Genomic DNA, 21,850 nt, shown 5'->3' with positions numbered 1-21,850 from the left:
GGTCAGAGGAGGGTCTGCCAGTAGTACCAGAAGCGGTTGAGGATCAGGAGGGCGATGACGAAGTAGGCGGCGGTGGGGACGAGCCACTGGAAGCGGAGGGCGGCCAGGCGGCGGAGGAGGGCGGGGGCGGGGAGGACTCCGGTGCGGAGGTTGTGGAGGGTGGTGTACCAGAAGGTGGTGATGACCACGGCCCACACCACCATGCAGTAGGGGCAGAGGGCGCCGATCTCGTAGAGGGTCTGGTCGATGAGCCAGGCGACGAAACCGAGGCCGAGGAGGGTGCCGGCCTGGAGGGAGAGCCAGAACCAGCGGCGGTGGGCGGCTCCGGCGAGCAGGCCCGCGCCGACGGCGGCGAGGGCGCCGAAGGCGGCCAGGCCGATCAGCGGGTTGGGGAAGCCGAAGGCCGAGGCCTGGGCGGTGCGCATGACGGAACCGCAGCTGATGATCGGGTTGATGTTGCAGCTGGGCTGGTAGGCCGGGTTCTCCAGCAGCCTGAGCTTGTCGAGGGTGAGCACGGCAGAGGCGGCCAGGCCGATCAGGCCGCCGATCAGCAGGAGCCAGGCGTAGCCGCGGGAGGCGCCGACCGGGCCCCGGGGCGTGGTGGTGGGGGCGGTGGTCATCGGGTCACCCGCCGATGGTCTGCTTGACCAGGGCGGTGAACTGGTCGCCGGTGAGCGGCTTGCCGTCCTGGCCGATCACGGCGAGCTGCTTGCCGTCGAGCTTGACGGTGGGGGTGCCGGAGACGCCGCTCTTGTTGAAGGCGGTGGAGACCTTGGCGGCCCAGCCCTTGTAGGTGCCGTCGGTGACGGCCTTGGTGAACGCCTCGGTCTTCAGGCCGGGGACCTGCCCGGCGAGGTCGAGGAGGTGGTTGACGTCGCCGAAGCCGTCCTCGCTCTCGGCGGGCTGGTTGGCGTACAGCACGTCGTGGAACGCCTTGAACTTGTCGACGCCCTCGTTGAGCGCCGCGCCCGCCGCGGCCAGCGCGGTCCTGGAGCCCTTGCCGCCCAGGTTGCCGTCCAGGAACGTGGCCAGGTGGTACTCGATCTTGTAGTCGCCCTGGTCGGCGAGCTGCTGGACGGTCTTGCCGGCCGAGGTCTCGAACGCCTGGCAGACCGGGCAGCGGAAGTCCTCGTACACGGACAGGGTGTGCGGGGCGTCGGCCTTGCCGTAGACGACCACGGTGTCGTCGGCGGGGCTGGTGTTGGCCGGGGCGACGGCGGAGGCCGTCGCGGTGCCGTCGTCCTTCGAGGCGCCGGCGACGGCGAGGGCGGTGCCGCCGGCGAGCACGGCGACGGCGGCGGCGATCGACACGCCGATGGTCAGGCCGCGGCGGCGCTTGGCGGTCCGGGCCTCGGCCTGCTGGGCCTGCTTGAGGCGCTCGCGGGCGGTGGACTGCGGGTTCTGCCGGTTCTGCGGGTTCTTCTGGCTCTTCTGGTTCTGCTGGTTCTTCGGGGCGGTGGTCATGGTGATCCGTCGTCTCCTCGGCACCCGTCGGCGGCGCGACGCGGCCCGTGCCGGAGCAGGGCGCGGCGGGGCGCGGGTGAAAGAAAGGGGGAGGGCGCGCCTCGGTGGGCGGCCGGGACGGAACGCGTCCGGGTGACGGTCCGTCAGCTGGCGAAGGCCGGCTGCGGGGGACCGCGACGCGGAGCGGGGGAGAGGGCGAAGACCTGCGGGCTGCGGGCGGCGGGTTCGGTACCCGGGGACGGCAGCAGCGCGGCCGGGCAGCCCGGGCGGACGGCCAGCAGCAGCGTGCGCCACGGTGCGGGCAGCAGCCGGGCCAGCGCGTCCAGCGCCTCGGCGACGCCGGAGATCGCGGCGTCCGCCAGCCGCAGCCAGGCCGCGGCGGCCAGCGCCAGCGCCAGGTGCACGGCCAGCACCAGCAGGCGCAGCAGGCCCGCCGAGTTGTGCGTCCACTGCGCGAACAGCTCCGAGCCGCCCACCGAGTCGCCGCCGCAGACCAGCAGGTCCACGCCCCGGGCGGGGCGCGCACAGGCGTCCTGGCCGAGGTTGAACGCGGTGTTCAGCAGCAGCTCCACCGGCACCAGCACGGAGGACAGCAGCAGGAAACGGCGGCGCGCCCCGTCGAGGACCACCGCCAGCAGGAAGACCGCGACGCTCGCCGCCGCGACCAGGGTGAGCGGCAGGGCACGCCCGGTGATCGCCACCTGGCCGAACGCGGCCAGCGGCACGGCGAGCGCGGTGAACACCGCGCCCCGCAGGGCCTTGGTCGCGTGAATGCCGGTCATGGTGTTGGAGTATGGCACGCCGAAGGTCCCGGCGACGAGGGCCGAACAGCCCCCGCCGCGCGCACCCGATCTGTGAATAAGCCCTGGATAAAAGGGGCGTGGGGCGGGTGGGGCACGGGCGGCGGGGGGTTCGGGGGAGGGAACGGGGAGGCGCCGCGGACGGCCGGGGGTGGGGAGGGTCACGCGGCCCGGGTGGCGCTCACCACAGTTCGACGCTGTGCGCCCGCACCCGTTCAGCGAGGTCGGAGAGCACCTCGTCGGCCGGACGCGGACCGAGCCGCCGCCCGTCCCGCAGCCGGAGGGACAGACTGCCGTCGGCGGCCTCCCGGGGGCCCAGCACCACCTGGTACGGGGCCAGCCGCGCCGCCCGCACCCGGGCCCCCAGCGAACCGCGCTCCGCGCCCAGCACCTCGGCCCGCAGGTCCAGCTCCAGGCAGCGGGACGCCAGCGCGGCCGCCGCGTCCGCCTGCTCCGGGCCCAGCGGCAGCACTGCCAGCTGCACCGGCGCCAGCCAGGCCGGGAACGCCCCGCCGTGCCGCTCGATCAGGTGCGCCACCGCCCGCTCCACGCTGCCCACCACCGACCGGTGCACCATCACCGGCCGGTGCCGCGCCCCGTCCGCCCCGACGTACCGCAGGTCGAACCGCTCCGGCTGGTGGAAGTCGACCTGCACGGTGGACAGGGTCGACTCCCGCCCCGCCGCGTCCACCACCTGCACGTCGATCTTCGGCCCGTAGAAGGCCGCCTCGCCGACCCCCTCCTCGTACGGCACGCCCAGCTCCGCCAGCACCCGCACCAGGATCGCGGTCGCCCGCTCCCACAGCTCCGGGCGCGCCACGTACTTGCCGCCCGGCCCCGGCAGCGACAGCCGGTAGCGGGACGGGACCACGCCCATCGCCCGGTACGCCGCCGCGATCAGCTCCAGCGCGCCGCGCACCTCCGCCGCCGCCTGCTCCAGGGTGCAGAACACGTGCGCGTCGTTCAGCCGGATCGCCCGCACCCTGGTCAGCCCGCCCAGCACGCCCGACCGCTCGGAACGGTACATGTCGCCCAACTCGGCTATCCGCAGCGGCAGTTCGCGGTAGCTGCGGGAGCGGGAACGGAACAGCAGCGCGTGGTGCGGACACAGGCTCGGGCGGAGCACCAGCTCCTCGCCGGGGCCCATCTCCAACGGCGGGAACATGTCCTCCCGGTAGTGCGCCCAGTGCCCCGAGAGCTCGTACAGCTCGCGCTTGCCCAGCACCGGCGAGTACACGTGCCGGTAGCCCGCCCGCCGCTCCAGGGCGCGGACGAAGTCCTCCAGGCTCTGGCGCACCACGGCGCCGTCCGGCAGCCAGTACGGCAGGCCGGAGCCGATCAGCGGATCGGTGTCGAACAGGCCCAGCTCGCGGCCGAGCCGGCGGTGGTCGACGGCGGGAGAGTCGGGAGAGTCGGGAGAGTCGGGAGAAGAGGGGGCGGCGGGGGTGATGCGGTCGGACACGGTGGTCTCCTCGGAGGGGAAGGCGAGGGGACGAGTGCCGTGGGGGGCGTGCGCGCACGCGAAAGCCCCGGAGCACTCGGCCCCGGGGCTCGCACACAGCGGTCAGCGCGCCGGGACACTCTCCGGCGTCGTCGTCAGCATCGCAGCGCGCTTCATGCCCGCCACCGTAGCCGCCCGCCCGGCGACCGGCACCCGAATATCGGGCCTGCGGCCGGCGGCACCGTGCCACCATGACGCGGTGACCGACCCGACCGCGCCGATCTCTCCGATTTCCCCGACCGCGCCGATCTCCCCGACCGCGCTGACCGTGCCGATCTCCCCGGCCTCCCCGACCGCGCCGGGAGAACCGCACACCACCCTGCTGCGCGGCATCGCCGCCAACCCCAACGCCGGTACCGCGGTCCTCACCCGGCTGCTCGCCCCCGCCGCCGGACCCGCCTGGAGGATGTTCGGCCGCCGACCGCTGCCCGCCGACTTCGTCGACACCGCGCTCGACCACCCCGAACGCCGCGTCCGCAGCGCGGTCGCCGCCAACCCTTGGCTCTCCGACGCCCACTGCCTGCGGCTGGTCCGCGACCCCGCCGACCTGGTCGCCTGCCAGGCCGCCACCGGCCCCGGCGCCCGGCTGCGCCCCACCCCGCTGCCCGACGCCGCGATGGAACTGATGCTGCTCGGCACCTGGCCGCGCGAGACGGAGTTCCTCACCCGCAACGAGATCCTCGGCGAGCTGTACTCGCTCGGTGTGCTCCGCAGCGCCTTCCGCCGCCGGATGGCCCAGCACCCCGAACCCGAACTGCGCCGCCAGGCCTGCCAGTTCATCGGCGCCCTGCCCCCGGACCGGCGCGCCGCACTGCTCGCCGACCCCGACCCGGACGTCCGCGCCGAAGCCCGACGGGTGGCCACGCCGACCCTCCTGGCGCCGGAGGAACTGGTCGACGCCGTCCCGCGCACGCTCCAGGGCCTCTACCAGATCCGCCTGCTGCCGCCCGACCTGCTCGCCGACGCACTCGCAGCCCGCGACTACCTGAGCGCGCTCGCCCGCAACCGGCACCTGCCGCCCGACGCCGTCCGCACCCTCGCCGCCGACCCCGACCCGGAGGTCCGGCGCCTGATCGCCCGTCACCCCGCGCTCACCCCCGACCTGATGGCCGACCTCTCCACCGACCCGGACCCCGACGTCCGCCACCGCCTGGCCGGACACCCCGCCCTCACCCCCGCCCTGATCGACACCCTCGCCGCCGACCCCGACCCCGGGGTCGCCGCCCGCGCCGCCGCCGACCCCGCCCCGCGCGACCCCGCCCGCAGCCAGGTCCTCGACGAGGTCGACCCCCGCCCGACCCCCGAACGGTTCCGGCGGATCGACTACGGGATCGTCGACGAGCCCATCGACCCGCCCGACCCCGACTGGTATCACGCCTGCGCCCGCTCCCCGCTCCCGCTGCTGCGCCGCGCCGCCGCCACCTGCCCGCACCTCGACGAGCTGACGGTCCGTCAACTCGCGCAGGACGAGGACCCGGAGGTGCGCCATCTGCTCGCCCTGTACCACCTCGGCGCCCCGCCCGCCCTGCTGCTGGAGACCCATCTGCAACACCCCGAGCACCGCAAGCGCCTCCGGCTGCGCCCCGACTTCCCGCGGACCGGACTGCCGCTCGGACTCGCCCGCCACCCCGACCCCGAGGTGCGCGAACTCGCCGCCGCCGACCCGGAGTTCGACGGAGACCCGGAGGAACTGCTGGCCGACCCGCACCACCTCGTCCGGCTGGCCGCCGCCACCAACCCGCGACTGCGCCCGGAACGGGTCACCGAACTGCTCGCCGACCCCGAACTGCGCGAAGGGGCCGCCGCCAACCCGCAGTTGGGGGAGGAACGGCTGCACGCCCTGCTGGACGGGGTGCTCGGGACGCGGGAGGAGGCGGCAGGTCAGGACGTCCCGGTGTAGCGGCGGGTCAGACCGTCCCGGCGTAGCGGCGGGCCAGGGCGGCGACCGCGTCGGCGACGGCGCGGCGCAGCGCGGGCGGGGCCAGCACCTCCGCGTCCGGGCCGAGGCGCAGCAGGTCGGAGACGGCCACCGGGGTGGACTCGACGGGGAGTTCGACCACCGTCCAGCCCTCCTCGTCGGGCGGGCCCGCGCTCCGGGCGGCGTCGGCGCCGGAGCGGCCGAACTGGACCGGCAGCAGGCCCAGTGCGCGCGGGGAGACCCGGACGGTGGCCGTGTCCTGGTGCAGCATGCCCGCCAACTCGCGGGTGACGGACGCCCAGTGGGCGGCCAGGTCGAAGTCCCGCGGGCGCTCGAAGGGCTCGGCGGCGACCTCGGCGGACAGGATGCGGGAGACCCGGTAGGTGCGGAGGGAGGGCGGAGCGGGGGAGGGGGAAGCTGAAGAGGGAGAAGCGGGGGAGGAAGGGGCAGGGAGGGCCACGAGGTACCAGATGCCGCTCTTCAACACCAGTCCCAGCGGCCGGAGTTCGCGGTGCACCTCGCCGCGCCAGCGCCGGTAGTGCACGCGCAGCACCCGCTGTTCCCAGACGGCTTCGGCGACCCGGGCCAGTTCCGGCACCGGGTCCGCGTCCCGGAACCAGGAGGCCGGGTCGAGATGGAAGCGGTCCTGCAACTGCCGGGTGCGATCGGCTAGTTCGGTAGGCAGCGCGGCCTGCACCTTCAGCTGGGCGGTGGCCAGCACCGCACCCAGCCCCAGTTCCTTCGCCGCGTCCGGCACCCCGGCCAGGAACAGCGCACCCGCCTCGTCCCCGGTCAGTCCGGTGAGCCGGGTGCGGTAGCCGTCCACCAGCCGGTAGCCGCCGGTCCGGCCGCGCTCGGCGAGGACGGGCACGCCCGCCGCGCCCAGCGCCTCCACGTCCCGGTGCACGGTGCGGACCGAAACCTCGAGGGCCGCGGCGAGTTCGGCGGCCGTGCACAGCCCCCGGTTCTGGAGCAGCAGGAGCAGGGAGAGCAGACGGTCGGCGCGCACCCCGCCATCATCGCGCAGATCCACCGGAATACCTGACAGAAGATGGCAGGTATAGCCGTCAGTGTTGGCAGTACGGCCCGCCCGGGAGGGCGCGGCCGCGGCCCCTCGCTGCGCGGACCCGCCGCGCACCGGACGGAAGGACGGCGCCATGACCGCACGCACCGACATCACCACCGGCACCGGCACCGGCATCACCACCGGCACCGCTGTTGCCGCCGAGGCGGTCACCACCAGCGGCAGCATCAGCTTCGCCAACTGGGAGGAGAAGGAGGCGGGTTCGAGCGGAGCGGGCCCGCGCACCGCGCACGCCTCGGTGGTCAACACCTTCTCCGGCGGCATCGAGGCCGCCGGCACCGCCTGCGACTACAGCATCGCCTACACGGTCGGCCACGCCGGGGTGTTCACCGGAATGGAGCTGGTCACCGGCAGCATCGACGGCCGCCAGGGCAGCTTCGTCCTCGAACAGCGCGGCACCTTCGCCGAGGACGGCACCATCCACTGCACCTTCACCGTCGTCCCGGGCAGCGGCACCGAGGGCCTGGCGGGGCTCACCGGCACCGGCGAGTACACCTGTCGCACCGGGCAGGCGTCCTTCCCCTACTCGCTCAGCTACCGGCTCTGAACGTCCTCTTTCGAGGGTCTTCGGGCCCGGGCGGCGGGTTCTGTCGTTAGGGTGGTCGGTGTCCGTACGGTGCAGTTCCGCCCGGTAGGAGAGTCGCCTTGGCCACGGCCGCCCACAGTGTCCTTCCCGAACTCGACGCCGGGGCGTTCGCCCGCTGGCGCAGCGGCGGCGGGCGGGTGGTCGATCTGCTCGGCGAGGCACGGGAGTTGGGGCCGGTGGCGGGCTTCCGGCTCGGGGACCGGCAGGTCGTGCTGGTGACCGGGGCGAGCCAGGTGCAGCAGGTGCTGGCGAAGAGCCCCGACACGTACGTGAAGCGCGGCCACCGACTCAAGCCGCTGCTGGGGGAAGGGCTGCTGTGCGCGGCCGGCGAACAGTGGCGGCGGCAGCGCAAGTTGCTGCAGTCGCAGTTCACCGGACGCGGCATCAAGGTGTACGAGCCGCAGATCCGGGCCGCGGTGGCGGCCGTCGCCGAGCGCTGGCGGGCGGCGGCCGCGGCGGGGGAGGTGCGGGAGATCGACGCCGACCTGCGGTACTTCTCGCTGGACGTGATCTGGCGCTCGCTCACCGCCCACCCGCTGGACCCGGAGACCCACCGGCGGCTGGTCTCCGCCGGGGACAGCTTCGCCGCGATCCCGGCGTTCGCCCCCGCGACCGGTGACACCGCCATCGACTTCCGGGAGGCCAACGAACACGTCGACCGGGTCGCCGAGCGGGCGATCACGCTGGCCGGGGAGACGGACGAACAGCCCGGGGTGGTCCGGGTGCTGCTCCAGGCTGCGGCCGAACTCCCGGAATACACCGAGCGGTTGGTGCGTGACGAGCTGATGACGGTGGTGGTGGCCGGGTACGAGACCACCGCCACCGCGCTCAGCTGGCTGTTCCTGCTGCTGGACGCGCACCCCGAGCAGCGGGACCTGGTGCTGGCCGCCGGGCCGGCCGGCTCGGCCGAACGGTCCGCCGCGATCCGGGCGCTGATCGACGAGACGCTGCGGCTGTACCCCGTCGCCTGGCTGATGCCGCGCTACGCGGCCGCACCGGACACGCTGGACGGCATCCCGATCGTGGCCGGGACGACGGTGCTGCTCTCCCCGTACCTGACGCACCGCGACCCCGAACTGTGGCCGGACCCGGAGGAGTTCCGGCCGCAGCGCTTCCTGGACGCCGAGCGGCGCCCCGCGCCCGGCGCGTACCTTCCGTTCGGGCTCGGGCCGCGGGCCTGCCTGGGCGCGCAGTTCGCCGTCCGGGAGATGGCGATGCTGCTGGAGGAGGTGCTGCCCGCGTTCCGGGCCGAGGTCCGGGAGGCCCCCGCCGGGGCCGGCTACGGGCTCACCGTGCACCCCGACGGGCCGGTCCGGGCGGTGCTGCACGCGGCCGGGGAGTAGGGGCGGAGCGGGGGAGCAGGGGCGGGCGGGGCGCGGGTGCTCGAAAACGGTTTGTCAGGCGGGTTGACGAACTGTCAGGATCCCGGGCCGTGGAATCTGTGAAGTCCGTAGAGTCCGTAGAGTCAGGGCGCCCCGTTGCGCTGGTCACCGGCGTCGGCCGGACGGTCGGGATCGGGGCCGCCGTCGCCGAGCGGCTGGCCGCCTCCGGGTGGGACATCGCCTACAGCTACTGGACGCCGTACGACACCCGGATGCCCTGGGGCGTGGAGGGCGGGGCGGTGGAGGCCGTCGGCGCGGCGCTCGGTGCGCGCGGCGCGCGGCACCTCGCGGTGTCGGCCGACCTGGCCGACCCGGAGGCGCCCGCCCGGCTGTTCGACCAGGTGGAGGCCGGGCTCGGCCCCGTCACCGCGCTGGTGCTGAGCCACGCCGAGTCGGTCGACTCCGGCCTGCTGGAGACCACGGTGGAGAGCTTCGACCGGCACTTCGCGGTCAACGCCCGGGCGAGCTGGCTGCTGATCCGCGAGTTCGGCCTGCGCTTCACCGGCGCGTTCGGCACCGGCCGGATCGTCGCCCTGACCAGCGACCACACCGTCGGCAACCTCCCCTACGGGGCCAGCAAGGGCGCCCTCGACCGGATCACCCGCGCCGCCGCCCGCGAGCTCGCCCACCTCGGCGTGACGGCCAACGCGGTCGACCCCGGCCCGACCGACACCGGCTGGATGAGCGAGCAGCACCGGGCCGACATGATCGGCTACACCCCGCTGGCCCGGCTCGGCACCCCGCAGGACGCCGCGCACCTGATCGACTTCCTCTGCTCGCCGCAGGGCCAGTGGGTCAACGGCCAACTCCTGCAGAGCAGCGGCGGGTTGAAGTAGCAGGACGGGAGGGGAGGGGGCGGGGCGAGCCGGGCTGGGCCGCGCCGGGCGGGGCGCGGGGGCGTCAGTCGCGGGGGCGGAGGCGGGACCGGGCGGCGGTGCAGATCAGGACGGCCAGGGCGGTCAGCGCGGTGGCCGCGAGGAAGGGGCCGGTCGCCGGTGGGAGGGTGGCGGCGGCGAGCAGCGGGCCGGTGGCGGCGCCGAGGTTCAGGGCCGCCGTCGCGTACGAGCCCGCCATGGTCGGGGCGCCCGCGCCCTCGTAGAGGGCCCGGGCGATCAGGGTGGTGCCGACCGCGAAGGACAGGGCGCCCAGCAGCAGAACCAGGGGCAGCAGGACGGCCGGGTGCCCCGCGCCGAGGGCGAGCGCGGGCCAGCCGAGCAGCAGCAACGGGCCACCGAGGGCGAGGAGTTGGTGGGGCCGGGTGTCGGCTAGCCGCCCGGCCGCGGTCACCCCGAAGAAGGCGCCCGCGCCGAACAGCACCAGCACCACCGGCACCCAGCCGCGCCCCAGCCCCGCCGGGCCGGTGACCACCGGGGCGAGGAAGGTGAACGCGCCGAACGTCGCCGCGTTCACCAGCGCCGCCAGCAGCAGCGCCAACCGGAGCCGGGGGCGGGCGAGTTGTGCCAGTTCGACGCGCAGCGCCGGGGCGGGCGAGCCGCCCGGGTCGGCCGGGACGCCCAGCAGCACCCCGACCGCCGCCGGTGCGCAGAGCACCGCCACCGCCCAGAACGCGGCCCGCCAGTCCAGCAGTTGGCCCAGCAGTGCCCCCGCCGGCACGCCCGCGACGGTCGCCGCCGTCGTCCCCGACAGCAGCACCCCCAGCGCCCGGCCCTTCCGGTCGGGGGCGACCAGCGCGGCCGCGGTCGCCACCGCCAGCGCCAGGAAACCGGCGTTCGCCAGCGCCGCCACCACCCGGGTGGCGAACAGCACCGCGAACGAGCCGGTCAGCGCGCCGACCGCGTGCGCCGCCGCGAACACCGCCACGAACCCGAACAGTCCGGCCCGGCGCGGCCACCGGCGGGCCCACGCCGCCATCAGCGGCGCACCCGCCGCCATGCCCAGCGCGAAGGCGGACGCGAGCGCGCCCGCCGTCCCGACCGGCACGTCGAGATCGGCGGCGAGGTCCGGCAGCAGGCCGGCCGGCATGAACTCCGAAGTGCCCATGGCGAACACGGCCAGGGCGAGCAAGTACAGGGCGAGAGGCATCGAAGGTGACTCCGGGGCGAACGAGAAACGGAAAGGGGCGTCATCTCGTCACCGCCGCCGACCCCCGGGGATCGGATCACCTCGGATCCCTGCCCGGACTTCGGTCCGGACCTCTGCCCGGACCTCTGTGCGGGCACCGTCGAGCGCCGCGCGGTCGTGCGCGGTCCGTGCTCAGCGGGGGTTCAGGACTTCCGGGGGCTGACGGCGTGACCGAAAGCCCCCACCTCGTCCGACTCGGGACTCACCACGCCCGCCACCCTACCCGCCTGTCGGACCGTCAGTCCTCGTGCTTGGCGGCCTTCGCCGCGCCGTGGGCCCAGCCCGCCAGCACCGCGCCCGCCACGGCGGCGAGGACGTGGACGGTGAGGCCGGCCGCGAACCCGCCCGGCAGCCAGCCGAGCAGCCCGGCGTCGGCGTGGTCGACGAGCTGGCGGATCGCGCCCTGGGCGCCGAGGACGAGCAGGACCATGCCGAGGCCCTGAAAGATGTCGTACTTCACCGTGACCGCCTCCCGGGGTTTCGCTGTGCTGGAGCCTGCCGTGCTGGGCCTGCCGGGATCGGGCTCACTGGGCCCGAACGGCCGGCCGGGCTATTACCATGCACTTGCACTGTAATGGAGCGGGACCCGGTTCGCAATGCACTTGCATGGCAAACGGCGGGGGAGGCGGGAAGGAGACACCGTGCCGAAGATCGTCGACCACGAGCAGCGCCGGAGACGCCTGGTGGAGGCCGTCTGGGCGCTGGCGGTGCGGGGCGGCATCGAAGAGGTGACCCTGCGCAAGGTGGCCGACGAGGCGGGCGTCTCGATGGGGCAGGTGCAGCACTACTACCCCTCGATGCAGACCCTGGTCCGCGACGCCCTCGACCAGGCCGTCCTGGCGGTGAACGCGAACATCGAGCACGCGGTCGCGGCGGCCGGCACGACGGACCCGGAGACCGTGCTCCGCGCCTGCCTGCACGCCCTGATCGGCCCCGACCAGCAGAGCCGCCGGCTCATGCGGTTCTCCCTGGCGGTCGCGGGCCGGGCCGTCTCCGACCCCACGATGGCCGGAGTCCTGGCCCCGGGCGACGACGAACTGCTCGCCCTCACGGCCGGACTCCTCGCCGCGGCCCGGCAGGAACGCGGCGGCGCACCCCGCGGGGACGAACACCTGGACGCCGACATCTGCTGGTCGCTCGCCACCGCCCTCGGCGTGGACGTCGCCCTCGGCCACCGCACACCGGAGGCCGCCGCCCGCGTCCTCGACCACCACCTCGACCGGCTCCTGCAGCCGTAGCCGCGGCCGCAGAGAGTCGGACGGCCGGACGGCCCGCAGGGGGGGGCAGTGGGCGGTGGCGAGTTCCCCGGCCGGGAGGCGACGCAGGGTGGCCGGGGCGACGGTGGTCAGGGTGCCGAGGGTGGACAGCACGTCCAGCAGGCCCGGCACCGGCGGTGAGGACGGCAGTGCGCCCAGCGCGATCTGGAACACCCCGGCCGGGATCACCGCCGCGACCAGGTCGGGAGGGGGGAACTGCTCAGGGGCGCGAACTGCTCAGGAGCGGGAGCTGCGCCACTCCGCGACGACCGTCTCCACGTCCACCGGGGCGATCCCCAGCGGCGGGCCCTCGACCGGGCGGCGCAGTGCGGCCTCGATCCGGGCGTTGGCCTCGGCGAGACGGCTGCGCAGCAACGGTTCGGTCGGGGCCAGCCGCGCGGTGTCCAGCGCCTCCCGGAGCTCGGCCCGCAACGCGAGCGACGGCGGGAGGTAGGAGAGGCCCTCGCGCTCCATCTTCTCCCGGATCCACCACATCTCGTGGTACGGCTCGCCATCGTGGGCCAGCGGCTGCCCGGCACCGGGCAGGTCGTCGAACGCGCCGCGCTCGGCGGCCTCCCGGATCTGCCGGTCGACCCAGCTCTCGAACGTCACACCGGGGGGCTTGCGTTCCGTCATGCGGTCATCCTCCCGTACCAGAAGGGGCGTCCCCTCGATCCTACGGGAGCCCCGATCCCCCCGAGAGGGAGCACCGGAGGGCAAGGGGCGTACCCCGCGGACCCGAGGGGCGCGCCCCGGACGCCGCAACTCAGCCGGCCCCGAACTCGCCCGCGACGGTGGCGGAGACGAAGCTCGCCCAGGTGGTGGGTGCGAAGCGGAGGACGGGGCCGCTCGGGTCCTTGGAGTCGCGGACGTGGCCGGGGTTGGCATCGTCCACCTCGATGCACTCGCCGCCGTTGCCGTTGCTGTAACTGCTCTTCCGCCAGCGGGCGGTGGGGCTCGGTGTCGTCATGGCGGGATCTTTCCAAGCCGACGGGGAACGGAAACTCCGGCCCCGCCCCGTGCTGCTGGAGGGGCGGGGCCGGAGTGACGCCGGGTCAGATGTTGCCGAACTCGCCCGCAACGGTGGCGGAGACGAAGTCCGCCCAGGTGGCGGGGGTGAAGCGGAGGACGGGGCCGCTGGGGTCCTTGGAGTCGCGGACGTGGCCGGGGTGGGCGTCGTCCACCTCGATGCACCCACCGCCGTCGCCGTTGCTGTAGGTACTCTTTCGCCACTGGCGGGCTTCGGTGGGATCGTTGGGCTGCATCGGTGCTAGTCCTTCCAACGCGGATCTGATCAGAAGCTCAGACTCCTCCGGGGACAACGCCTGAGCCCGCAGCCGATTGTAGAGTCCCTGCCGTTCCTTGACCTCCTGGGTTTCTTCGAAGATCAGTCCGCCGCGGCTGCTTTCCTCGTAGGCGAGTTGCTGACCGTTCGCCATCGTGAGCAACCACAGCGAGGCGTATTCGGAGTGGGCGCCCGCGCTGAACGGCAACACCTGTAGGAGCACGTTGGGTTGCTCCGCGATGGTCAGGATCGCTTGCAGCTGCTCCGTCATTTCTTCCGGGCCGCCGATCACCCTGCGGATGGCGGATTCGTCCAGGATGAACCAGTACCGGCACTCTTCGCTGTGCAGCCTCAGTTGCCGTCCGATCCTGGCGCGGACCCGTTCCTCGATTTCGTCCTGGGAGGCGTATGGATTGCCTGCGCGGAGCAGGCGCCGTGCGTGGTCCGGGGTTTGAAGCAGGCCGTGCACCATGGGGCTGTAGGACTCGTCAGTAACAGCCTGGTCGGCTGTTGTCAGGATCTCCTGGTACTTCGCCGGATGGGCCTCCTGCCTGGCGAGCGGGAGCATGCGGGCGAAGAAGCCGTCGGTCATGAAGATGCTGTCGAGCTTCTCCGAAAGGGTGTCGGGAACCTTCACGTCCCCGTTCTCGACCCGGGACATCGTGCTCGGGGAGAAGTGCACCGCCTCGGCGAGGCGGGCCAGTGGCCAGCCGCGTTCCGTCCGGAGCCGGCGGACTTCGGCGCCGTAGAAGTGCCGGGCGCTCTTGCTCGGGTTCACCTCGCGTTCCGGCCAGGCCATGGTTGCCCCTTTCCTCGATGTTGTCGGCGTTTCGTCGGCCCGCGTCGACATGCACGGACGTTGGATACCCGTTTCTCCAACTCGCCGAGGCTTCCCAGCGTAGCGCCGAGAGGTGAGGATCGGAGTACGGAAAGTGACTGCGGTGGAATGCGAATAGCGGTGCGGGACAGGAGATATGACGAACAGTCAGCAGAGGGCGGTCGAGCCGGTGCGCGGTGTGCTGCCGGTGGTTCGGGGGTGGCGGCCCGGGAGTGCGGAGTCGCGGGTGCGGGCGAGGGAACTGGCCGAGGAGTTACGGCAGTTGACGGGTGAGCGGCCCTCGGTGACGTGGGGTGGCGGGGGTGCGGTGCGGGTGTCGGTGCGGGTGCGGGAGTTGCGGGAGTGGGACCGGGCGGCGGCCGTGCTGGTGGTGCTGGCCCGGGGGGACCGGTACGGGCACCGGCGGACGGAGCGGTGGCAGTGCGTGTGGACCGAGGTCGGCGCGGCGGTGGCGGCGGTCGCGGTGGACGAGGAGGCGTGAGTGAGCGAGTTGGTCGAGTACTACCCGTACGGCGTGTACGGGCTGCACTGGGAGGCGACGGCGGTGGACGAGCAGGACGAGATCCGGGGCGTGGTGCTGGCGGAGGCGGAGGAGGGCTGGATCGCGCTGGGGCACATCGAGGACCCGCGGCGGATCCTGTTCCTGCGGCCGGCCGAACTGGCCGAGCTGCGGGCGGCGTTGGTGAGCGGGGAGTTCGACCACCTGATGTCGGACGGCGGGGGCGGGCTGCACCGTCCGTCCCCCCGGTCGGAGCGGGTGTGGCGGACCGGGCCCTGGTACCGCCGGTGGTGGCGCGGGCGGACGGGTGCGCCGGCGTGAGGGGGTGGACGCCGGAGCACCCGGTCGCCTCGTACCTGCTGTGCACCGATCCCGCGTCCCGGCTGCTGATCGTCCGGGGTGCGCGGGCGGCCGGTGCCGGGGTGGGGAGTTGGGACCTGCCGGGTGGGGCGGTGGGGGCGGGGGAGTCCCCGTTGGACGCGGTGCGCCGGGAGGTCCGGCGGGAGCTGGGGCTGGCGTTCGACCTGCTGCCGGACGACCTGCTCGGGGTGGAGTGGGCGCAGGCCCGCGGGGCGGGTGCCCGGGACCGGCTGGTGTTCCTGTGGAGCGGGCCGATGCTCAGCGCGGCCGACACCGACCGGATCGTGCTGGACGCAAGGGAGTTGACGGACTGGCGCTGGGCCGGACCGGACGAGGCGCGGCTGCTGCTGCACCCCGTCGTCGCGGACCGGGCCCGGGAGCGGCTGCGGTGGCCGGGCGGCGTCACCTACCACGAGGCCCGCGGCCCGGCGGGACGGACCCGCGGGGTGGACGGGCCGTCGTGACGGCGGTCAGTTCCCTTGCTGGAACGGTTACTTGGTGATGATGCTCCAGGTGCCGTCGCCACGGTCGGCGGCGGCGCGCAGGGCGGTCCACTCGTCGGTGCCGAGGCCGAGGGCGGCGCGGAGGTGGGCGGCGACCGCGTCGGCGAGCAGGGCGACCCGGGCCGGGTCCTCGTCGGTGGTCTCGGCGACCCGTTCACCGGCGACGCCGCCCATGGTGTGCTCGGCCTCGGCGAGGGTGAGCAGGCTCTTGGGGGTCGGGGCGAGGTGGTAGGCGTCGGTGAACCACTCCGGGCCGCGGGTGGAGAGCTGCGAGCGGTCCTCGCCGCCCGCGACGACCAGGGTGGGGGCGGTCATGGTGGAGAAGTCCGGCCGCATGAACGGGAGGTGCTCGACGGCGAACGGGGTCAGGCTGTCGCCGGTGCCGGTCGCCGCGATCAGGGCGCCGGCCGCGACCGCCGGGTGGGAGAAGTCCTCGCCGGGGACGCCGTCCGCGTCCAGCACGCGTGCGCCGAGCAGGGCGCCCGCGGTCTGGGCGCCCCAGGAGTGGCCGACCACGGCGGTGCGCCCGCGGTCGGTACGGTCGGCCAGGCCGGCCTCGGCCAGCAGGTCGCCGAGGTGGTCGAGGACCGCGTGCAGGTCGGCGATCCGGACCCGCCAGATGCCGGCGAAGCGCGGGTCGTCCCAGCCGATGGCGTGGCGGCGGGAGTCCAGGTGGGTGGGCTGCACCACGACGAACCCGGCGGCGGCCCACCGGTCGACGAGCGGCCCGTACCCGTCCAGGGACCACGCGTTGCCGTGCGAGAAGACGATCACGGGCAGGTCCCGGCCGGTCCGGGGTGCGGTGACCTTGACCTGGAGGTCGATCCCGCGCCCGGGGGCGGGGACGGTGAGGGGCTTGACCGAGACGATCTGCCGGTCGAGGGGGCGGGTGGAGGGGCGGACGGACGTGGAGAGCTGGGAAGACATGCGGGGACCTGCGCTTTCTCTGCGGCGCGGCTCTGCCATACTTTGGCGGAGCCACGTTCCGCCAACTTAGCGGAACATTGTTCCGTGAGCAATGCGGGCAATGTGAGCACTGCGGGCAGGCGTGGGCGGGCGTGGGCAACACGAGCAGAAGGAGACAGCCGTGCCGGAACCGGTCGGGGTACGCCAAGTGCAGGCGCAGCGCACTCGCAACGGGGTGCTGGAGGCCGCCGCGGCGGTCTTCGTGGACCAGGGCGTCCAGGCGCCGGTCCGGGACATCGCCGACCGCGCGGGGGTCGGCGTCGGCACCGTCTACCGGCACTTCCCGACCCGCGCCGACCTGGTCACCGCCGTCTACCGGCACCAGATCGACGCCTGTGCGGCCCTCGCGCCCCGGCTGCTGGCGGAGTCCGCCTCGCCGTTCACCGCGCTGACCGGCTGGGCCGACGCGTTCCTGGACTTCCTGGTCACCAAGCACGGCCTCGGCGCGGCACTGGGCTCCGGCGACCCGGGGCTGGAGAACCTGCACGCCCTCATGCTCGACACCCTCGTCCCGGCCTGCGCCACCCTGCTGGACGCCTGCGCCGGAGCGGGCGAACTCCGCCCCGGCGTCAGCGCCTACCCGCTGATGCGCGCGATCGGGAACCTCAGCATCACCGGCCCCGACTACGGCCGGGCCGACGCCGCCCGGATGGTGGCGTTCCTGTTGGCCGGGTGCCGCGCGGCGGCGTGACGGCGCCGGGCGCGCCCGGCGGGTTCCGCGCGGTTAGGGGTTAGCGGTCGGCGGGCGGCGGCGTGCTCCGTGCTCTCACCCGCCAGCCGCCGACCTCACGGGACAGGACACCTGGCGAAGTCGACCTCCAGATAGTCGTACTTGTCTGTCGGCATGTGCATGGTGCACCTGCGCCCAAGCAGCCAGTCCCGGAGTGCCTCGACGCGGAAGACCGGCGTCTGACCGCCGCCTCGCCCTCGCAGGCAGGGGAGGCGGACCTCATCAGCGGCTCATAGGGGTCTGCGCGATCCGCCGACGGATCCACTAGGAGCTGTCCGGGCGATCATTGGTGTGGGCGGTCGGCGGAGGTTGTCTGTGCGGTCTCATAGCCTGCGCCCATGACCGCCGAGGAGTACCTCTCGACGATTGATGCGTTGGCCGTGCAGCCGTTCCCAGAAGTGACCTATGTCGACGCCTCCGGGGGCGGTGGACCTGAGCATCATGTGCGCGAGCTGCAGGTCAGTCGGGATTTCTGGGATGACGACGACGGGCAGGCCTGGGTTGAGGCCGAAGCCGAACTGCAGGCCCGCCTCGACGACCTGGCGGCACGCCTGACGGACCGGTGGGGCAGTGCGTTCGTCGTGGATCTCGGACCGTATCTCAGCGCCAGCTGCGAGGGAGAGCCGGTGCCCGAGCCGCTCGACTACCTCAGCCAGCAGGCCGTGAGCATGCAGGTGTGGCCGCTCCCCAACAACGATCGTTGGCTCGCGCTGGCGATCGGCCAGGCCGACAAGGAGCTGCCTCTCATCCTGTTCGCTGCGGTCGGCCGGGCTTCCGCACTCGACGTGAACGCGAGTGGCCGGTCATGGGCGGAGCCACACGATGACAGCGGCGGCTGAGACAGTGCCGAGGAACACGTAGCCGCGCTTGTCATACCGCGTAGCCACCGCACGGAAGTTCTTGAGCCGATTGACGGCCCGTTCGACGGTGTTGCGCTTCTTGCACCGCTCCTCGTCGAACCCCGGTGGCCGCCCCCCTCGTGATCCCTTGCGCAGGCGGGCGGCCCGGCTGTCGGCCTTCTCCGGAATCGTGTGCCGGATGCCGCGCCGCCGCAGGTACTGACGACAAGGACCGTTGCTCACGGGCAGGAACGGTCGCAGCCGTTCCCACTCCGCGTCCGACAGATCACCGCGTTCACCCCGCCCCATACACAGGACAACGATCCGACCAGGCGACAGTCACATGATCGGCCGGACAGCTCCTAGCCGTACGGCAGGGACCGGGGCGGCGCTTCGGCGGCTTCGGTAGCAGGCCCGCGGCGGGCTCAGTGGCGGATCTTGGTGAAGCAGAGGGTGGAGTCGATCCTGCGGCTGGAGACGTACCGGATGCCGTAGTCGAACTCCTTGCCGCAGTGCTTGTCGTCACCGAGCAGCTGGTCCGCCATCTTGTACTCGGCCTCGGGAGAGGCGCAGTCCACGATGGTCGGCACCGGGTGCCCCTCCGGATCCGCGACCTTGACGCAGTCCCCGATCTCCGGATCGTGCGTCTTGGCCTCGACCGCCCGCGCGGACCGCGACGCCTCCGCCTTGGCTTTGCCGCCGGTGGGGCTCGTGTTGTAGTTCCACACGTACCAGGCACCGCCACCGAAGATCGCCAGCACGATGCCGACGGACAGTAGCGCCTGCAACGGGCTCCGGCGCCGCGGCGCCGGCGGGCGCGGTCCGGGCGCGGGCTGCTGGGCATACGGCGCGTGCGGCTGCGCCCCGGACACGGGCGGCTGACCATAGGCGGGCTGACCGCCGTAGGGCTGGCCGCCGTAGGGCTGACCGCTGTAGGGCTGAGCCCCGTACGGCTGTGGGGCGGGCGGCTGCCCGTACGGCTGGTTCGGGTAGGGCGGCGGTGCGGACATGAGTGGGTAACCCCCCGTGGCAGACACATGCGAGTGATCACCGAAACGGCGACCACCGAAGGGTAGTGGCCGACATTCCCCTTCGATTCGCTGAGCGGCCCTCCAGGGAATCCCCCTACAATTCCCACACTTTTACCGGACTTGACCTCCACTGCAAGCAGCCCGAACCGACCGCCAGGCCGCGCTCGCGGAAGAGGTGCACGTCCAGCAGCGCGCCGACGGCCAGGAGCACGGGCAGCGCGAACAGCAGGCGCCAGTCGGCGGCGTCGACCAGCACCGGCTTGCGGCCCAGCCGGTCGCCGAGCGCACCGAGCGGCAGCAGTAGGGCGGCCAGGACGAGCGGGTAGACGTTGACGATCCACAGGACGGTGCCCTGCGAGGCGCCCCGCTCGGCGGCCAGGTGGGTCTGGGCGACGTTCAGCCCGGACACCGAGGCGATGACGGCCATCAGCGCGATCGAGACGGCGAGCAGGATCGCGCGCAGCCGGCGGCCGTCCGGCGGCCGTCCGGCGGGCGTCCGGCGTGCGTCCGGTGGCACCGGGGCGGTGAGGTGGACCGACCGGGCCCCCGTGCCCTTCCGGCGCGCGGGCTGCTGCCGGACCACCGGGGGGCGAGGCCAGGCCCGATTTTCGGAACAGGCATACAGTGTTGCGCATGACGCAAGAAGACGGGCAGCTGGACGGCCTCGTGCGCAAACGGATCCGGGCGCTGCGCGTCGCGCAGGGCTGGTCGCTGGAGGAGCTGGCCACCCGCGCCAACCTCAGCCAGTCCTCGCTGAGCCGGATCGAGAACGGTCAACGGCGCTTGGCGCTGGACCAGTTGGTCACCCTCGCCCGCGCCCTGGACACCACGTTGGACCAGCTGGTGGAGAACGCCGCCGACGAGGTGGTCATCAGCCCGATGATCGACGCCGCCCGCGGCCTGCTGCGCTGGCCGGTCAAGAGCGACCCCGGCCTGAGCGTGATGCGCCAGCGGATGACCGACCCGCCGCCCGACAACCCGGCCCGGATGCGGGCCCACCCCGGCCACGAGTGGATGGTGGTGCTGTCCGGCACCGCGGTCCTGCTGCTCGGCCACCGGCGCTACCGGATCGAGACCAACCAGGCCGCCGAGTTCCCCACGATGATGCCGCACGCGATCGGGGCCGAGGGCGGGCCGTGCGAGATCCTGGGCATCTTCGACCGCGACGCCCGCCGCGGCCACCAGAAGGACGCCGCCACCGAGGCCCCTGAGGGGTGAGCGCCTGGCACATCGGGCCGGGCCGGGCCGTGGCAGGCGGCTGGCGGGGCCGGCGGCGAGGCGTTCAGCGCGGGGCGGGCCGGGTGCGGCGGGTGAGGGCGGCGGCGCCGATCAGGCCGGCGTCGGTGCCGAGCCGGGCGGTGTGCAGGGTGAGGTGGTGGGTGAAGGGGAGGGCCGCGTAGGTGGTCAGGTGGCGGGCGAGGGGGTCGAGGAGCAGCGGCCCGGCCTGGGCGACGCCGCCGCCGATGACGGCGGCGTCGAGTTCGACCAGGGTGGCGGTGGCCGCGATGCCGGCGGCCAGGGCGCGGGCGGCCTGGTCGAAGGCGGCCAGGGCGGTGGGGTCGCCGGCCCGGGCGGCGCGGGCGACGGCGGTGGTGCTGGTGTCCCGGTCGGGGCCGGGCCGCCAGCCGAGCCGGGCGGCGGTGCGGGCGATGGCGGTGCCGGAGGCGAGCGTCTCCAGGCAGCCGCGGGAGCCGCAGGGGCAGGGGTCGCCGTTGTAGTCGATGGTGATGTGGCCGAGGTGTCCGGCGTTGCCGGTGGTGCCGGTGTGCAGGGCGCCGTCCAGGATCAGTCCGGCGCCGACGCCGGTGGAGACGACCAGGCAGAGGGCGTTGCGGTACGGGCGGGCGGCGCCCTGCCAGTGCTCGGCGGCGGTCATCGCCAGGGCGTCGCCGCCGAGGGTGAGCGGCAGGTGCCGGGCGGCGGGGTGCTGGGAGACCTCCTCGATCAGCGGGAACGCCCGCCAGCCGGGGATGTTGACGGGGCTGACCGTGCCGTGGGTGGTGTCGACCGGCCCGGCGCTGCCGATGCCGAGGGCGTGCACCCGGTGCCAGGCGGGGTGGCGGGCGAGGTCGTCGAGGACGTGGTCGACGGCGGTCATCAGCTCGTCCTGGTCGCCGTCGGCGGGGGTGGGGACCTGGAGGCGGTGGTGCAGGGTGCCGCGGGTGTCGACCAGGCCGCCGGCGATCTTGGTGCCGCCGATGTCGAGGGCCGCGATCAGCGGCCCGTCGGCAGGCCCGGGGGCGGGGGTGCCGTCCGACGGTGAGCCGGGGGACCCGGCTGTGACGGCGGTACCGGCCATTTCGTAACTCATTGTGACGTCTCCGCGGGTGTGGCAGGGGAGCGCCGCGGTGCTGGGCAGGGCGCTGCCGGGTCGTTCCCGGTGATTCTGACTCGCCCTGACAACGTTGTCCAGCGATTCCCGGTCGCGGTCCGATAACGAACCTGATCGGCTTGCTCGTTAAGCAAAGTTTTAGTAAATCGAGGCTTGTTGGGTAACAAAACTCGTGGATATCAATGTTGACCGGTCTATGGACATGGCCGGGATGTGACGTCTACGTTAAGCAGCCAAGCAGCCTGGAAGGTCGGTCACGTCCGGTCGGCTGTCGCTTCCCCCGTGTCACACGGACGATCAGCGTGAAGGATGAGCGAGATGCGCAGAGGATGGCCGGCCGTCGCGGCCGCTTCCATGGTGGTGCTCACTGCGTGTAGCAGTGGTGGTGGCGGTG

Annotated in this window: 25 protein-coding genes and 1 pseudogene; 11 read left to right on the top strand and 15 right to left on the bottom strand. The window is 73.6% G+C overall.

What is annotated here, in order from left to right:
• Nucleotides 1-2: 2 nt before the first annotated feature.
• The 4 genes from IH44_RS0132740 to thrS all read right to left on the bottom strand — a co-directional run bounded on the left by IH44_RS0132740 (nucleotide 3) and on the right by thrS (nucleotide 3,714).
• On the bottom strand, nucleotides 3-620 hold the full coding sequence (locus tag IH44_RS0132740; RefSeq protein WP_030463431.1) for a vitamin K epoxide reductase family protein: 618 nt from the start codon (nucleotides 618-620) through the stop codon (nucleotides 3-5).
• A 4-nt stretch (nucleotides 621-624) separates the two neighbouring features.
• Nucleotides 625-1,464, bottom strand: coding sequence for a thioredoxin domain-containing protein (locus IH44_RS0132735; protein ID WP_051817758.1), 840 nt, complete (start codon nucleotides 1,462-1,464; stop codon nucleotides 625-627).
• A gap of 143 nt (nucleotides 1,465-1,607) precedes the next feature.
• Nucleotides 1,608-2,246 carry a hypothetical protein gene (locus IH44_RS0132730; RefSeq protein WP_051817755.1) on the bottom strand — a complete coding sequence of 213 codons (639 nt, stop codon included), beginning with the start codon at nucleotides 2,244-2,246 and terminating at the stop codon, nucleotides 1,608-1,610.
• Between the two features lie 199 nt (nucleotides 2,247-2,445).
• On the bottom strand, nucleotides 2,446-3,714 hold the full coding sequence (thrS, locus tag IH44_RS0132725) for a threonine--tRNA ligase (protein ID WP_051817761.1): 1,269 nt from the start codon (nucleotides 3,712-3,714) through the stop codon (nucleotides 2,446-2,448).
• 250 nt (nucleotides 3,715-3,964) lie between these two features.
• Here thrS and IH44_RS0132720 point away from each other — a divergent pair, with 250 nt between their 5' ends.
• Complete coding sequence (locus IH44_RS0132720; protein ID WP_051817753.1) at nucleotides 3,965-5,665, top strand: hypothetical protein; 1,701 nt, start codon at nucleotides 3,965-3,967, stop codon at nucleotides 5,663-5,665.
• 7 nt (nucleotides 5,666-5,672) lie between these two features.
• On the opposite strand, the gene IH44_RS0132715 is transcribed toward IH44_RS0132720, so the two are convergent.
• Complete coding sequence (locus IH44_RS0132715) at nucleotides 5,673-6,692, bottom strand: YafY family protein (RefSeq protein WP_030463426.1); 1,020 nt, start codon at nucleotides 6,690-6,692, stop codon at nucleotides 5,673-5,675.
• 148 nt (nucleotides 6,693-6,840) lie between these two features.
• Between IH44_RS0132715 and IH44_RS0132710 the strand changes: the two genes are divergently transcribed.
• The 3 genes from IH44_RS0132710 to IH44_RS0132700 all read left to right on the top strand — a co-directional run bounded on the left by IH44_RS0132710 (nucleotide 6,841) and on the right by IH44_RS0132700 (nucleotide 9,571).
• Nucleotides 6,841-7,314 (top strand): DUF3224 domain-containing protein, encoded by a 474-nt coding sequence (locus IH44_RS0132710; protein WP_081967264.1) that lies wholly within the window; start codon nucleotides 6,841-6,843, stop codon nucleotides 7,312-7,314.
• 98 nt (nucleotides 7,315-7,412) lie between these two features.
• A complete protein-coding gene (locus IH44_RS0132705; RefSeq protein WP_030463424.1) occupies nucleotides 7,413-8,696 on the top strand; it encodes a cytochrome P450 in 1,284 nt (427 codons plus the stop codon).
• An 89-nt stretch (nucleotides 8,697-8,785) separates the two neighbouring features.
• Complete coding sequence (locus IH44_RS0132700; protein WP_232795174.1) at nucleotides 8,786-9,571, top strand: SDR family oxidoreductase; 786 nt, start codon at nucleotides 8,786-8,788, stop codon at nucleotides 9,569-9,571.
• A 64-nt stretch (nucleotides 9,572-9,635) separates the two neighbouring features.
• Here the strand turns inward: IH44_RS0132700 and IH44_RS0132695 are convergent, their stop codons facing one another.
• Together IH44_RS0132695 and IH44_RS0132690 are read right to left on the bottom strand one after the other, a co-directional pair.
• Nucleotides 9,636-10,778 (bottom strand): Cmx/CmrA family chloramphenicol efflux MFS transporter, encoded by a 1,143-nt coding sequence (locus tag IH44_RS0132695; RefSeq protein ID WP_035957128.1) that lies wholly within the window; start codon nucleotides 10,776-10,778, stop codon nucleotides 9,636-9,638.
• Between the two features lie 277 nt (nucleotides 10,779-11,055).
• The gene (locus IH44_RS0132690) at nucleotides 11,056-11,277 is read right to left on the bottom strand and encodes a hypothetical protein (protein WP_030463421.1); all 222 of its coding nucleotides are present in this window, start codon (nucleotides 11,275-11,277) and stop codon (nucleotides 11,056-11,058) included.
• Between the two features lie 181 nt (nucleotides 11,278-11,458).
• On the opposite strand from IH44_RS0132690, the gene IH44_RS0132685 reads away from it, so the two are divergent.
• Nucleotides 11,459-12,055 carry a TetR/AcrR family transcriptional regulator gene (locus IH44_RS0132685; RefSeq protein ID WP_030463420.1) on the top strand — a complete coding sequence of 199 codons (597 nt, stop codon included), beginning with the start codon at nucleotides 11,459-11,461 and terminating at the stop codon, nucleotides 12,053-12,055.
• A 255-nt stretch (nucleotides 12,056-12,310) separates the two neighbouring features.
• Here the strand turns inward: IH44_RS0132685 and IH44_RS0132680 are convergent, their stop codons facing one another.
• The 3 genes from IH44_RS0132680 to IH44_RS0132670 all read right to left on the bottom strand — a co-directional run bounded on the left by IH44_RS0132680 (nucleotide 12,311) and on the right by IH44_RS0132670 (nucleotide 14,157).
• The gene (locus IH44_RS0132680; RefSeq protein WP_030463419.1) at nucleotides 12,311-12,709 is read right to left on the bottom strand and encodes a DUF1992 domain-containing protein; all 399 of its coding nucleotides are present in this window, start codon (nucleotides 12,707-12,709) and stop codon (nucleotides 12,311-12,313) included.
• A 130-nt stretch (nucleotides 12,710-12,839) separates the two neighbouring features.
• The gene (locus tag IH44_RS0132675; protein ID WP_030463418.1) at nucleotides 12,840-13,043 is read right to left on the bottom strand and encodes a DUF397 domain-containing protein; all 204 of its coding nucleotides are present in this window, start codon (nucleotides 13,041-13,043) and stop codon (nucleotides 12,840-12,842) included.
• Nucleotides 13,044-13,128: 85 nt separating this feature from the next.
• Nucleotides 13,129-14,157, bottom strand: a complete 1,029-nt coding sequence (locus IH44_RS0132670; RefSeq protein ID WP_051817751.1) for a Scr1 family TA system antitoxin-like transcriptional regulator — start codon at nucleotides 14,155-14,157, stop codon at nucleotides 13,129-13,131.
• 175 nt (nucleotides 14,158-14,332) lie between these two features.
• Here IH44_RS0132670 and IH44_RS0132665 point away from each other — a divergent pair, with 175 nt between their 5' ends.
• From IH44_RS0132665 to IH44_RS41780, 3 genes are read left to right on the top strand one after another with little or no spacing between them, the layout of a single operon-like run.
• Entirely contained in the window at nucleotides 14,333-14,677 is a 345-nt protein-coding gene (locus IH44_RS0132665; protein WP_030463416.1) for a hypothetical protein, read from the top strand.
• Nucleotides 14,678-15,016 (top strand): hypothetical protein, encoded by a 339-nt coding sequence (locus IH44_RS0132660; protein WP_030463415.1) that lies wholly within the window; start codon nucleotides 14,678-14,680, stop codon nucleotides 15,014-15,016.
• On the top strand, nucleotides 15,013-15,519 hold the full coding sequence (locus tag IH44_RS41780; RefSeq protein WP_157852547.1) for an NUDIX domain-containing protein: 507 nt from the start codon (nucleotides 15,013-15,015) through the stop codon (nucleotides 15,517-15,519). Before IH44_RS0132660 ends, IH44_RS41780 begins: the two co-directional genes overlap by 4 nt.
• 27 nt (nucleotides 15,520-15,546) lie before the next feature.
• On the opposite strand, the gene IH44_RS0132650 is transcribed toward IH44_RS41780, so the two are convergent.
• Entirely contained in the window at nucleotides 15,547-16,485 is a 939-nt protein-coding gene (locus IH44_RS0132650) for a chlorophyllase (protein ID WP_030463413.1), read from the bottom strand.
• A 160-nt stretch (nucleotides 16,486-16,645) separates the two neighbouring features.
• Between IH44_RS0132650 and IH44_RS0132645 the strand changes: the two genes are divergently transcribed.
• Both IH44_RS0132645 and IH44_RS0132640 read left to right on the top strand, forming a co-directional pair.
• Nucleotides 16,646-17,215: a TetR/AcrR family transcriptional regulator gene (locus IH44_RS0132645; RefSeq protein WP_030463412.1), complete on the top strand. Its 570-nt coding sequence runs from the start codon at nucleotides 16,646-16,648 to the stop codon at nucleotides 17,213-17,215.
• Between the two features lie 377 nt (nucleotides 17,216-17,592).
• A complete protein-coding gene (locus IH44_RS0132640; protein WP_051817747.1) occupies nucleotides 17,593-18,093 on the top strand; it encodes a hypothetical protein in 501 nt (166 codons plus the stop codon).
• Here IH44_RS0132640 and IH44_RS44800 read toward each other — a convergent pair.
• From IH44_RS44800 to IH44_RS49850, 3 genes and pseudogenes are all read right to left on the bottom strand, one after another.
• Nucleotides 18,058-18,318: pseudogene (locus tag IH44_RS44800) on the bottom strand (IS5/IS1182 family transposase); the annotation flags it as partial. The gene IH44_RS0132640 and the pseudogene IH44_RS44800 overlap by 36 nt on opposite strands.
• Nucleotides 18,319-18,518: 200 nt before the next feature.
• Nucleotides 18,519-18,881 (bottom strand): hypothetical protein, encoded by a 363-nt coding sequence (locus tag IH44_RS48720; protein ID WP_232795173.1) that lies wholly within the window; start codon nucleotides 18,879-18,881, stop codon nucleotides 18,519-18,521.
• A gap of 337 nt (nucleotides 18,882-19,218) precedes the next feature.
• Entirely contained in the window at nucleotides 19,219-19,641 is a 423-nt protein-coding gene (locus IH44_RS49850) for an MFS transporter (RefSeq protein WP_369795024.1), read from the bottom strand.
• Nucleotides 19,642-19,757: 116 nt separating this feature from the next.
• Here IH44_RS49850 and IH44_RS0132625 point away from each other — a divergent pair, with 116 nt between their 5' ends.
• A complete protein-coding gene (locus IH44_RS0132625) occupies nucleotides 19,758-20,342 on the top strand; it encodes a helix-turn-helix domain-containing protein (RefSeq protein WP_030463408.1) in 585 nt (194 codons plus the stop codon).
• Between the two features lie 64 nt (nucleotides 20,343-20,406).
• On the opposite strand, the gene IH44_RS0132620 is transcribed toward IH44_RS0132625, so the two are convergent.
• Complete coding sequence (locus tag IH44_RS0132620) at nucleotides 20,407-21,435, bottom strand: ROK family protein (RefSeq protein ID WP_232795172.1); 1,029 nt, start codon at nucleotides 21,433-21,435, stop codon at nucleotides 20,407-20,409.
• Nucleotides 21,436-21,850 lie beyond the last annotated feature (415 nt).

The sequence above is a fragment of the Kitasatospora sp. NRRL B-11411 genome (assembly GCF_000721345.1).
GTDB lineage: Bacteria > Actinomycetota > Actinomycetes > Streptomycetales > Streptomycetaceae > Kitasatospora > Kitasatospora cineracea.
This window is presented reverse-complemented; position numbering and strand designations above follow the sequence as displayed.